This window comes from Ruegeria sp. G5 (assembly GCF_056533365.1).
Genome location: NZ_JBQFOK010000005.1, coordinates 21,902 through 34,124, shown reverse-complemented (window position 1 = coordinate 34,124; position 12,223 = coordinate 21,902). Strand labels below are relative to the sequence as shown.

Here is a 12,223-nt window from a genome sequence, read left to right as displayed (position 1 = left end):
TCACATCCTTGCACTTTTCGGCTTGCGGGGGTCTGAGTGAAACCGTAAAAGGCCCTCCACAAGCCAGCGTGGCCCGTTCGTCTATCGGTTAGGACGCCAGGTTTTCAACCTGGAAAGAGGGGTTCGATTCCCCTACGGGCTACCACTTGTGCTTGTTTGGTCTAAATGGCCCGTTCGTCTATCGGTTAGGACGCCAGGTTTTCAACCTGGAAAGAGGGGTTCGATTCCCCTACGGGCTACCATTTTCTTCAGTTCTGATTGCCTACTAGATGTTACCACCGGCGTTGGCATCGGCGGGTCAGACAATTCTTGTCACCGACACTTTTCGAACATGGGTTTGGCCCCCATCTGATCATTTGATTCATATTCGATTGTGAAGGAATCAACAGTCAAATTGCTGCAACTGCACCAAGGGCAATCGATAAAGTTTGTATTGAGATACATCTTTAACTTCTCCACAGTTAGGCAATAATATTTAAATAAATCAGTATTTTAACCTCCATCCAACTCATTTACTAAAAAATTAGTTTGACAGCTGCGCAGAAAATCGCTGATGCTGATCGTCATCCGGTCCGCGCCGGATCACATAATCTTTGGGAGGAGACAGATGCGGAGACATCTACTTTCCGCAGTGGCGGCGGCTGCCGTCATTGCGGGGCACGGTCCTGCTTGGGCCGACGAAGCCGCAGCACAACGTTGGATTGACGACGAATTCCAGCCATCGACTTTGTCGAAAGACGAACAGATGGGCGAAATGAAGTGGTTCATCGAAGCTGCACAACCTTACGCCGGCATGGAAATTAACGTCCTGTCGGAAGGTATCCCAACCCACTCGTATGAATCCGAGGTTCTGACCAAGGCTTTCGAGGAAATCACTGGCATCAAAGTCAATCACCAGATCCTTGGTGAGGGCGAAGTGGTTCAGGCTGTACAGACCCAGATGCAGACCGGTAGGAACCTGTATGACGGCTACGTCAATGACAGCGACCTGATCGGCACGCACTCGCGCCTGCAGCTGGCTTATAACCTGACCGAACAGATGGGTGGTGACTGGGCGGCGACCACGTCGCCGACGCTGGATCTGGACGACTTTATGGGCATTCAGTTTACCACTGGCCCGGATGGCAACCTGTATCAGTTGCCCGACCAGCAGTTCGCGAACCTCTACTGGTTCCGCAAAGACTGGTTCGACGATGAGGCGAACAAAGCCGCTTTTAAAGAAAAGTACGGCTATGAACTGGGCGTTCCTGTCAACTGGTCAGCCTATGAGGACATCGCCGAGTTCTTCACCAATGACGTGAAGGAAATCGACGGTGTCGCGATCTATGGCCACATGGACTATGGCAAGCGCGCGCCTGACCTTGGCTGGCGTATGACCGACGCGTGGCTGTCGATGGCCGGCGCCGGTGACGTGGGTGAGCCGAACGGCGTTCCCGTCGACGAATGGGGCATCCGCATGGAAGCGGGTACCTGTAACCCTGTCGGTGCATCCGTGTCGCGCGGTGGTGCTGCAAACGGTCCAGCTGCGGTCTATGCGATCCGCAAGTGGGATGAGTGGCTGCGGAACTACGCCCCTCCGGGTTCGGCGTCTTATGACTTCTACCAGTCGCTGCCGGCACTTAGCCAAGGCAACGTGGCCCAGCAGATCTTCTGGTACACCGCCTTTACCGCCGACATGGTGAAGCCGAAGTCCGAAGGCAACAACACCGTGGATGACGAAGGCACGCCGCTGTGGCGGATGGCGCCCAGCCCGCATGGCCCCTATTGGGAAGAAGGGCAAAAGGTCGGCTATCAGGACGTGGGCTCCTGGACGTTCCTTAAATCGACCCCATCGGATCGTGCTCAGGCGGCTTGGCTGTATGCTCAGTTCGTGACGTCCAAGACTGTTGATGTGAAGAAATCCCATGTGGGTCTGACCTTCATCCGCGACAGCTCGGTCAACCACGAGTCGTTCACCGAACGCGCACCCAAGCTGGGTGGTCTGGTCGAGTTCTACCGCTCGCCTGATCGTGTGGCATGGTCGCCGACCGGCATCAACGTTCCGGATTATCCGAAGCTGGCCCAGATCTGGTGGCAGCAGATCGGTGACGTGAACTCGGGCGCGTTTACTCCGCAAGAGGCGATGGACCGTCTGGCCGAGGAAATGGACATCACCATGGCCCGTATGCAGGCCGCTGATGAAAGCGCCGGTGTCTATGGTGGCTGTGGTCCGCGTCTGAATGAGCCGCAGGATCCTGCCTTCTGGCTGGAAAAAGCGGGCTCGCCCAAGGCCAAGCTGGAAAACGAAAAGCCGCAGGGTCAGACCGTCAACTATGACGAACTGGTTGCCCGCTGGCAGGCCAACTAAGCCAATGCAACCGGGGATGCCGTGCGCGGCATCCCCACTCTACGACCAGTGCGCGGCACTGAACGACCGGAACCCACGGACATGATCGAACTTCAAAATGCCACCAAACGGGTTGGCAACGTTATTCATATCAAGCCCACCAACCTGACGCTGCAGACCGGCCATTTCAATGTGCTGCTGGGCGCGACGGGATCAGGCAAGACCTCGCTGATCAAGATGATGGCCGGGCTGGACCCGATCGCTTCAGGCAAGGTTCTGATGGACGGGCAGGACGTCACGCGGCTGAACACGCAAAAGCGTCAGATCAGCCTCGTACACCAGTTCTTCGTGAACTACCCGCATATGACCGTATTCGACAACATCGCCTCGCCCCTGCGCGTCGCGGGCATGGCGCAATCCGAGATCGAAGGCCGTGTGGAAGAGGCCGCTGACCTGCTGCAACTGCGCCCGATGTTGCACCGCCGACCACATGAGCTGTCGGGCGGACAGCAACAGCGCACTGCGCTGGCCCGGGCGATTGCCAAGGAAAGCCGCGCTGTGTTTCTGGACGAGCCCCTGGCCAACCTCGACTACAAACTGCGCGAGGAATTGCGCGAGCAACTGCCTGACCTGTTCGCAGGGCGCGGGGCCGTCGTGGTCTATGCCACGTCCGAGCCCGAAGAGGCGCTGCTGCTGGGCGGCTACACCGCCCTAATGGAAGATGGTCGCGTCACTCAATTCGGCCCCACCGCCGACATCTACCGCAACCCCGAAAACATCGCCGCGGCGCGCGTGTTTTCAGACCCGCCGATCAACGTGGCCCGGATCACCGTATCAGGCGCGCAGGCGCAACTGGCAGGTGGCGGAGGCTGGGCTGTCCCGAACATGGCCGACGGAGACTACATGGTCGCCGTGCGCCCGCACCGGGTTACACCGTTCCGCACCTCGGACGCCGATGTCGAACTGACGGGCCGGGTGATCGTGACCGAATTGTCGGGATCAGACTCCAGTGCGCATTTCCGGCATGGCTCGGATGACTGGGTTTCACTGGCGGCTGGCGTACATCCCTATCAGGTCGGCGAAGATCACAGTTTCTACATGAACCCGGCCCATTGCCGGTATTTCGGCCAAGACGGCCAAAGGGTGGCCTGACATGGCACAGATCAAACTTTCGAACCTGCGACACAGCTATATGCCTGACCCGCAAGGTCCGCAGGACTATGCGCTCAAGGAAATCGACGTCACTTGGCGCGATGGCGGGGCCTATGCGCTGCTGGGGCCTTCGGGCTGCGGCAAGTCCACCTTGCTGAACATCATCTCGGGCTTGCTGACCCCGTCCGAAGGGCAAATCCTGTTCGATGATCGGGACGTCACCACCCTGCCCCCCGATCAGCGCAACATCGCGCAGGTGTTCCAGTTCCCGGTGATCTACGACACGATGACCGTGGGCGAAAACCTGGCCTTTCCGCTGAAAAATCGGGGCGTTGACCCGGCAACGATCAAGCGCCGCGTCGATGAGATCGCCGAGATGTTGGACGTCACCGATATGCTGAACACCCGCGCCAGCGGCCTGAGCCCGGACAACAAGCAGAAAATCTCGATGGGGCGCGGTCTAGTCCGCGACGACGTGAACGCAGTGATGTTCGACGAACCACTGACCGTGATCGACCCGCATCTGAAATGGAAACTGCGGTCCAAGCTGAAAGAGCTACACCAGCGGGTCAAAGCCACGATGATCTACGTGACCCATGACCAGACCGAGGCGCTGACCTTCGCGGACGAAGTGGTCGTAATGCAAGAAGGCGAAGTGGTGCAGATCGGCACGCCGGTCGAACTGTTCGAACGCCCTCAACATACGTTTGTGGGTCACTTCATCGGCTCACCCGGCATGAATGTCCTGCCCTGCGAGGCCAAAGGCGACCGCGCCGTGTTCGAAGGCCATGAGGTCATGCTCGAAGGCCCCACACATGGCGACGGTGGCCGCACTGATCTGGGTATCCGCCCGGAATATGTGGGCTTTGGCGACACCGGTATTCCGGCGCATGTGACCAAGGTTTCGGACATTGGCCGCCACTATGTGGTTAGCGCCATGGTCGGCAATACGGCCCTGAAAGCCGTGACCGAACACAGTGTGCCCGAGCCCGGCTCGGAAGTCTTCCTGCAATTCAAACCTGAACAATCCCGCGTTTATCGCGACGGCTGGATCGCAACCGAGGAGCGCGGCTGATGAGAACGGAAAACCAAAAAGCATGGTTCTTTGTCCTGCCAGTACTGGCGCTGGTCGCGTTCAACGCGCTGGTGCCGATGATGACGGTGGTCAACTACTCGGTGCAGGAAACCTTTGGCAACAACCAGTTCTTCTGGGAAGGCCTTGGCTGGTTCGAGCAAATCCTGCGCTCGGACCGTTTTCAGGCTGCTTTGGGACGGCAATTCCTGTTCACCTTCCTGATCCTGCTGATCGAGGTGCCATTGGGCATCATCGTCGCCCTGTCCATGCCGCGCAAAGGCTTCTGGGTGCCGGTCTGTCTTGTGCTGATGGCCCTGCCGATGCTGATCCCGTGGAACGTGGTCGGGTCAATGTGGAATATCTTCACCCTGCCGAAAATCGGCCTGTTTGGCTACTTTCTGAATGACGTTCTGGGCATCAACTATGACATGACGCAACAGCCTCTGTCGGCTTGGATCACGGTCGTCGTCATGGATGTTTGGCACTGGACGTCGCTGGTTGTGCTGCTGTGCTACGCGGGCCTCGTATCGATCCCGGATGCCTATTACCAGGCGGCCAAAATCGACGGTGCCAGCCCATGGTCGGTGTTCCGCTATATACAGCTACCCAAGATGAAAACCGTCCTGACCATCGCCGTTCTGCTGCGCTTTATGGACAGTTTCAACATCTATACCGAGCCTTTCGTTCTGACCGGCGGTGGCCCCGGCAACTCCACCACCTTGCTGTCGATCGACCTTGTGAAGATCGCGCTGGGACAGTTCGACCTTGGCCCTGCAGCCGCGATGAGCCTGATCTATTTCGCCATCACGCTGCTTGTGTCGTGGGTCTTCTACACTCTGATGACAAAGGATGACGCACAATGAAGAAGCGGTCTCTTATCCCGATCCTCTATATCGCGTTCCTGATGCTGCCGATCTATTGGCTGGTGGCGATGTCCTTCAAGACCACGAACGAGATCCTGTCGGGCTTTTCCCTGTTCCCCCAGACCTTCACGCTGGAGAACTACATCACCATCTTCACCGACCCGACATGGTACTGGGGCTACATCAACTCGATCATCTACGTGACGATCAACACAGTGCTGTCAGTCTGTGTGGCCTTGCCTGCGGCCTATGCGTTCTCGCGCTATCGGTTTCTGGGCGATAAGCAGCTGTTCTTCTGGCTGCTGACCAACCGGATGGCTCCGGCGGCGGTGTTCGCTCTGCCGTTCTTCCAGCTCTATTCGTCAATACACCTGTTCGACACCTATCTGGCCGTGGCTCTGGCGCACACGCTGTTCAACGTGCCACTGGCGGTATGGATTTTGGAAGGCTTCATGCGCGGCATCCCCAAGGAACTGGACGAAACCGCCTATGTCGACGGTTACTCCTTCCCGCGCTTCTTCGTGACGATCTTCTTGCCCAACATCAAAGCCGGTGTGGGCGTCGCGGCCTTCTTCTGCTTCATGTTCTCGTGGGTCGAAATGCTGCTGGCCAAAACGCTCACTGCGGTCGAGGCGAAACCCATCGCCGCCGTGATGACCCGCACCGCCTCCAGCGCGGGGTATGAGCTTGGCCTGCTGGCAGCCGCCGGGACGCTCACCATCATCCCCGGTGCCATCGTCATCTGGTTTGTCCGCAACTACATCGCGCGTGGGTTCGCGATGGGCCGTGTGTGAGGTTCGATATGCGTAAACTTCTTCTCACCCTCCCCTTTCTGCCGACCATGGCAGCAGCCCAACAGGCTGGATGGGGCAATGTCGGCCAGCAAGAAGAAAAGGGGTTTTCCTGGACTGACCCGTTATGGCCCGATTTCTGGATGGCATGGACCCCAGCAACGCTGGCTCTGTTCGTCGGTATCTTTTCGGCCATTGCCCTGATTGGCGTTCTGGAAGGGTTCAAGTTCCGCGACGGGATCGAACGGCGCGGCGTTCTGGGCCTGACGACTACGCTTGGGGATCGTTTGTTCATCACCTTGCTGGGATCGGCCTATATCTTCCTCGCCTGGCTTGGGATCGTCGGGCAACCCGTCTGGACCCCGTTATTCCTATCCATTGGCTGGGGTATTTTCGTCTTCTGGAAAGTTTGAGCTTTGCGAAACAGCGAAAGGATGCTTGTCTGTCAGGCATAATAAAAAAATGCGACACGAAAGACCGATGCGAAAGAAAAAGACAACAAACCTTCTGACCGAGGTTGAACTTGAGTTCATGAATGAACTCTGGGCGCTGGGTCAGGGCTCGGTCCGTGACGTGCTTGATCGCCTGCCACCAGAACGCAATCTGGCTTATACATCCGGTGCGACCATCCTGCGGATTCTTGACGACAAAGGCTTCGTCGAAAGCCGCAAGGACGGAAAGACCCTGATCTATTCGCCGCTGCTGGAGAAAGACAGGTATCAGGCGCGGTCGTTGCAAAACCTCTCGCGCACATTGTTCGATGACACGCCTGCCTCATTGGTGGCGCGTCTGGTCGACGATGCGGGCCTGAGTGAAGCCGATCTGGAGGAAATTCGGGCACTGGTAGAGAGGAGACTGCAAAATGACGGCGGTTAAACCGGTTCTCGATGCGTATCTCGAATTAAGCTTCGTCCTTGTGCTGGCAGCGATCATATGGCTAGCCGTAAGAGGCGTATTGGCAAAAACCCCAATGCAATATGGGTTTGTCGCGCAGCTTCGCGCGCTCAAGACACTGTGCCTGTGTATTCTGGTCAGCCCGCTTCTGGCGTGGGGGATCTTTGCGCTGGCGGCTCAGACATCGACCACCGGCAAGGTTGCGATTGGCGATATCGCCGTTGCTGCGTATTTGCGCGGTGAGATTTCGATGCCGGCGACCCAGTTCGAAGCATTGCTGAACACGCGCGAACGCTGGGTGGAATATCTGCTGCATGGCGACCACCCTGTCCTACTGGCAGGCTTCGCTATGTTGGCGATTGCTGCAACCGTATATGCTGTGCGTTTGGTGCGTGATGGATTGGCGATCAGAACTACGGTGCAAAACAGTTTCCTATGGCGCCGCTCGGCCAAGGTAGACATCAGGCTGTCAGATCGAATTGCCGTGCCGTTTGCCGTACGAGGTTTGCGCAGGCGGCATGTTGTCTTGCCCAGTCATCTGCTGGATACGCCAAGCGAATTGCGCTTTGCCTTGGCGCATGAACTTCAGCATGTGCGTGCTGGCGATGTTGAATGGGAGCTTGGGTTCGAACTGCTTCGCCCCCTGCTGTTCTGGAACCCCGGGTATCTGATTTTGAAATATCAGTTTGACCGCTTGCGTGAACTTGCATGCGATCAATCCGTCGTTTCGCGCAAAGGCATCAACGCAAGCGATTACACCAATTGTTTGCTGGACTATTGCGCAAGAACCGTCAGCAGAGGCAGCCCCAAAGTTCTAAACGTGGCGTTGGTGACCGGCGGCAAAGCCAAACGGGTCCTGCGGCAACGGGTGATTGCGCTTGCGGATGCGCCATCAGTGCAGTCCGGGGCACCCGCGCTATTTGTTTGCCTGACCCTGGTGTTCGCAACAGTCCTTGGTCTGGGTGCGGCGTCCGTTCAGCAAACTAACGACTGGAGCCACGATCGTCTGATGCTGTCGACGGTCGTCAACCTTGAACGGCTTGAGGCGCGCAACGCAGGCAACTGACCCGGCGGCTTACCATCCTCTGCGCCCGAACAGAGAATGCAGCCTTTTTTGCCCGGCAAAGGGATCAACGGTTTGCGGGGTCTTCAGCCCGGAAACAACCCGGCGTACGAGGAACCAACAGACAAGCGCAAAAATCACGCCACCAAAAGCCTGCCCCAGCAAGACGCCTGGCGCGCCGGCAATATAGGCACCAGCTACCGCGAATGGCCACGTGCCCAGCGTATGCCGGCCCCAGTTCACCCACGTCGAATAGATGGGGTGCCCCAGATTGTTAAAGCTGGCATTGGCCACAAAAATCACGCCGTTGAAGAACGAAGCCAGCGCCAAAGGTCCGCAAAACAGGTAGATCAGCGCACGCGTTTCTCCTTGCGCCTGAAAGAGGTCAGCAATCGGGCCGCGCAGGACAAAGAGGACGGTAGCCATCAACAGCACATAAACACCGGTAAACTTGACCCCCGCAAGAAACGTGGCTTTCACGCGGTCATATTGCCCGGCCCCGTAGTTCTGACCAACGATAGGACCGATTGAACCCGAAAGCGCAAAAACGACCGAAAATGCGACGGGCATCAAACGCGCAATGACCGCCATTCCTGCCACCGCATCTGTTCCAAATTGCGCAACCTCTCGAATGACAATCGCGTTGCCCACGGGCGTTGCGATATTGGTCAGAACGGCAGGAATGGCTATGCCACGAACTGGTTGGAAATCTGACACAACCTGCCCTACAGACGGCCGCGCAAAAGCCTTGTGTACTCGGATAGCGGGGCCGACCGCGAACAGCAGCATGCAAATTCGCGCGATAACCGATGCGATCGCCGCGCCGTCCAAGCCAAGGCCAACCGCAAAGATCAGGATCGGGTCCAACACAGCGTTGGTCACGCCGCCGTAAATTGTCGCCAGCATCGATCGTCGCGCGTCCCCATGCGCCCGCAACACTGCCATCCCCGCCATTGCCATCGCCATGACCCACATCGTAGGCAAAATGATCGAGACATAGCGCGCAGCCAGACGCAGGACTTCTCCCTCGGCTCCTAAGAGCGATAGCAAAAAGTCGAGGTTCAGCATAACGATGCCGGAAACGATCACTCCGATCAATATTCCGAGTATTGCCACACTGGTGGCGAAATTGCTGGCCTGTTCGTGCCGACCTGCGCCCAATTCGCGGGCCACAAGTGCACCGGCCGCAATGGACAGCCCAACGTTGACCGAGTTGGTGAAGAACAGCAGCGTTCCAGCATAGCCCACCGCAGCAGCCAACGCGTCATTTCCCAACATCGAGATGAAAACCATATCCACGAAGTCTACTGCGAAAATGGCCATCAGGCCGATGCTGGTGGTTAGCGACATACGCGTTACATGGCGCATCAAGCTGCCGGACAGGAAAACAGCCCGACCCGTTGTATCATTTGCCATAAGCCGACCGCCCCCCAATGCCTCATCGCACTCTGACAATGGTCGCGGGCTTTGGGCAACCGGAAAAATGCGTGCTAGTTTTCTCGGATATCAGTGAGAGACTTTTGCAGCGCCAAGATCATGGCATCACGATGCTGCGAAAGCTGCGCGGGTGTCTCATTCTTTGTAGCAGCGGCGATACCTTCGCACATCTGCCGTTTTACATCATCCGTTAGGTAAACCTGTCCGAGGTCGTCCCACCAGCCATTAAATGTTTCAGAGAAATGGTCGCAAAAGGCGTTCAGGCCACCTTCGCCTGCTCCGAGATTGAACAGCATTGTCGGCCCCATCGCAGCCCATCTTAGGCCGGGACCTGCCCAAACCGCCTTGTCCACATCCTCGACTGACGCGACGCCAGATACCACCAGATGAATAGCCTCGCGCCACAATGCCGCCTGCAAACGGTTGGCGACGTGGCCCGGAACTTCTTTGCGGACCTGTATCGTCGTCTTGCCAAGGCTCTCGTAAAATCGTTGCGCGGCTTCGACGACGCCCTCTTGTGTCTTGTCGTTGCCTAACACCTCAACCAGCGGGATAAGATGCGGCGGGTTGAACGGGTGCCCCAAAACGAACCTGACCGGATCTTTCCAGCCATGCTGCATCTTGCTCAGCGTCAAACCAGACGCAGAACTTGCGACAATCGCCTCATCAGACAGAGCAGGTTCGATAGCGGCATAAATGGCGTGTTTGACGTCTAATCGTTCGGGCACGTTTTCCTGCACGAATTGTGCACCTTCGACGGCCTCGCACGCGCTGGTACTAAACGTGATGGCATCGGCTGAGCCCTCTGCTCCCAATCCCAGCGCCACCATCGTTGGCCATGCCGCTTCGATATACGCCCTGACTTTGTGTTCAATCTTCGGGTCCGGGTCATACAGCGCGACTGACCGCCCAGAGGCGAGAAATAGCGCCGCCCAGCTTGCACCGATGACCCCGCCGCCAAGACAGGCTGTGTGTTGAATTTCCATCAGAACAGCCCTGGGTTCAAAGGGGAAGCCGCGGTTAGGCCTCCATCCACAGTAAAAAGCTGACCGGTGGCAAAAGAGGCTTCGTCAGACGCAAGCCAAACGGCCATGCTTGCAATATCTTCTGGCTTTCCAAAACGGCGCACCGCGTGGCGCACCACGGCATCCTTACGCGCGGCATTCGGATCGCTGGCCTGATCGAACCCGGCCTCAAGCATTCCGGTTTCGATCCAACCCGGACAGATTGCGTTGCAGCGGATCTGTGGCCCGTGGTCGACAGCGATCGAACGTGACAGACCATGTACAAAGGCCTTTGATGCATTGTACAAGGCCATCGAGGGGTCCGCCGCGTTGCCCGAGATTGAGCCGATATTGATGATCGCCCCACCTTTGGACATACGCGGAATGAAAGCGCGACACATGTTGAACACGCCCCGACAGTTTGTCCCGATGACGGCATCCCAATCATCATCCGTACTGTCAGCGACCGTTTTCTCGACCTGAACACCCGCGTTGTTCACCAGAATGTCGACCCCATCCAAGGACCGGGCCAAGTCTTCCACGGATGGGCCATCGCTTACATCCAAGCTGTGCCAAATGACGTCATCGCCCATGCCGTCGGGGCGCGCGCTGCGTCCGCAAGTGGCCACTTGGGCCCCTTCGCGCACAAAAGCCTCTACGATCCCGCGGCCAATTCCCTGACGCCCACCTGTTATAAAGGCTCGCTTTCCCGACAACCTCATCAGAGCCTCATTTGCTGAACTTGCGCGCTCAGCCCTCCATCCAGAACCCAAAGCTGACCACTGGCATAGCGCGCCTCGTCAGAGGCCAGCCAATTCACAAGGTTGGCGATATCCTCCGGCGTTCCATAGGTACGCGTGGGGTGAACATCACGAACGGCCTTTTGCAATTGATCAATAGACTTCCCTCCTGCGCCCGAGCCCTCGCCGGTAAAAAAGCTTTGCAGCATGGGCGTATCGACGTAACCGGGGCAAATCGCGTTTACCCGTATACCTTCGGGGCCGTGATCGCAGGCCATCGCACGGGTCAGCGCATGGACTGCACCCTTTGTCGCGCAATACGCAGCAAGTCCCGGGTCGGCGATAAACCCGTCGTAGCTGCCGAAATTAATGATCGAGGCTGATACGTCGGAAGTCGCCGCGCGACGCATCAGTGGCAATGCGTGTTTCGAGGTCAGAAACGTTCCCGTTACATTCACCGCGAATGACAAGTTCCATTCTTCCAGCGTGGTTTCCTCGATCGTCTTTTCGATTTCGATGCCTGCGGCATTGACCAAAACATCCAGTTGCCCGGCTTCATCTTGGACACGTTGCATCGCCGCAATCGCGTCGGCTTCGTTGGTGACATCCAGCCTGACGAAAACGCTACCATCCTCGTTATGCGCCTCCAGCGATCCCTCGGGCGTCAGATCAGCAGCATAGACCCGCGCGCCTTCGCGCAGAAATCGCGCAACGATGGCGCGCCCGATCCCCCCTCGCCCACCGCTAACCAGCGCGGTTTTGCCTTTCAGCATCACTGCTTGCTCTCCCCTTGGAATTCGTTGCTATACCGCGCCACAGAGTATCGATTGTTGCGTCTGCCCAGGCGGGTCACGCATTTCCACGCGTGGTTTAGTTGT

The 12,223-nt window shown here is 57.6% G+C and carries 12 protein-coding genes and 2 tRNA genes; 10 read left to right on the top strand and 4 right to left on the bottom strand.

All coding sequences use genetic code 11. From position 1 onward, the window contains the following. Window positions 1-70: 70 nt before the first annotated feature. The 10 genes from ACR0BD_RS10365 (at window position 71) to ACR0BD_RS10320 (ending at window position 8,167) form a co-directional block, all read left to right on the top strand. Window positions 71-145: transfer RNA gene (locus ACR0BD_RS10365), tRNA-Glu, on the top strand. A gap of 22 nt (window positions 146-167) precedes the next feature. Then, window positions 168-242, top strand: a tRNA-Glu gene (locus ACR0BD_RS10360). Window positions 243-607: 365 nt separating this feature from the next. Next, window positions 608-2,347, top strand: a complete 1,740-nt coding sequence (locus tag ACR0BD_RS10355) for an ABC transporter substrate-binding protein (protein ID WP_480697864.1) — start codon at window positions 608-610, stop codon at window positions 2,345-2,347. Between the two features lie 81 nt (window positions 2,348-2,428). Then, window positions 2,429-3,478 (top strand): ABC transporter ATP-binding protein, encoded by a 1,050-nt coding sequence (locus ACR0BD_RS10350; RefSeq protein ID WP_480830253.1) that lies wholly within the window; start codon window positions 2,429-2,431, stop codon window positions 3,476-3,478. 1 nt (window position 3,479) lies between these two features. Then, window positions 3,480-4,553 carry an ABC transporter ATP-binding protein gene (locus ACR0BD_RS10345; RefSeq protein WP_480830252.1) on the top strand — a complete coding sequence of 358 codons (1,074 nt, stop codon included), beginning with the start codon at window positions 3,480-3,482 and terminating at the stop codon, window positions 4,551-4,553. Further along, the gene (locus tag ACR0BD_RS10340; RefSeq protein WP_480830251.1) at window positions 4,553-5,416 is read left to right on the top strand and encodes a carbohydrate ABC transporter permease; all 864 of its coding nucleotides are present in this window, start codon (window positions 4,553-4,555) and stop codon (window positions 5,414-5,416) included. Before ACR0BD_RS10345 ends, ACR0BD_RS10340 begins: the two co-directional genes overlap by 1 nt. Further along, window positions 5,413-6,210 carry a carbohydrate ABC transporter permease gene (locus tag ACR0BD_RS10335; protein WP_058280831.1) on the top strand — a complete coding sequence of 266 codons (798 nt, stop codon included), beginning with the start codon at window positions 5,413-5,415 and terminating at the stop codon, window positions 6,208-6,210. Before ACR0BD_RS10340 ends, ACR0BD_RS10335 begins: the two co-directional genes overlap by 4 nt. An 8-nt stretch (window positions 6,211-6,218) precedes the next feature. Beyond that, window positions 6,219-6,620 carry a DUF2160 domain-containing protein gene (locus ACR0BD_RS10330; protein ID WP_480830250.1) on the top strand — a complete coding sequence of 134 codons (402 nt, stop codon included), beginning with the start codon at window positions 6,219-6,221 and terminating at the stop codon, window positions 6,618-6,620. 67 nt (window positions 6,621-6,687) lie between these two features. Next, a complete protein-coding gene (locus ACR0BD_RS10325; RefSeq protein ID WP_480697871.1) occupies window positions 6,688-7,083 on the top strand; it encodes a BlaI/MecI/CopY family transcriptional regulator in 396 nt (131 codons plus the stop codon). Continuing rightward, a complete protein-coding gene (locus ACR0BD_RS10320) occupies window positions 7,070-8,167 on the top strand; it encodes a M56 family metallopeptidase (protein WP_480830249.1) in 1,098 nt (365 codons plus the stop codon). The genes ACR0BD_RS10325 and ACR0BD_RS10320 overlap by 14 nt, the downstream gene beginning before the upstream one ends. Window positions 8,168-8,176: 9 nt before the next feature. Here ACR0BD_RS10320 and ACR0BD_RS10315 read toward each other — a convergent pair whose 3' ends face one another. From ACR0BD_RS10315 to ACR0BD_RS10300, 4 genes are all read right to left on the bottom strand, one after another. Then, window positions 8,177-9,580: an MATE family efflux transporter gene (locus ACR0BD_RS10315; RefSeq protein WP_480830248.1), complete on the bottom strand. Its 1,404-nt coding sequence runs from the start codon at window positions 9,578-9,580 to the stop codon at window positions 8,177-8,179. 74 nt (window positions 9,581-9,654) lie between these two features. Further along, window positions 9,655-10,587, bottom strand: a complete 933-nt coding sequence (locus tag ACR0BD_RS10310) for a 3-hydroxyacyl-CoA dehydrogenase NAD-binding domain-containing protein (RefSeq protein ID WP_480830247.1) — start codon at window positions 10,585-10,587, stop codon at window positions 9,655-9,657. After that, window positions 10,587-11,327 (bottom strand): SDR family NAD(P)-dependent oxidoreductase, encoded by a 741-nt coding sequence (locus ACR0BD_RS10305; RefSeq protein ID WP_480830246.1) that lies wholly within the window; start codon window positions 11,325-11,327, stop codon window positions 10,587-10,589. Before ACR0BD_RS10305 ends, ACR0BD_RS10310 begins: the two co-directional genes overlap by 1 nt. After that, window positions 11,327-12,118: an SDR family NAD(P)-dependent oxidoreductase gene (locus tag ACR0BD_RS10300; protein ID WP_480830245.1), complete on the bottom strand. Its 792-nt coding sequence runs from the start codon at window positions 12,116-12,118 to the stop codon at window positions 11,327-11,329. The genes ACR0BD_RS10305 and ACR0BD_RS10300 overlap by 1 nt, the downstream gene beginning before the upstream one ends. Between the last annotated feature and the right edge of the window lie 105 nt (window positions 12,119-12,223).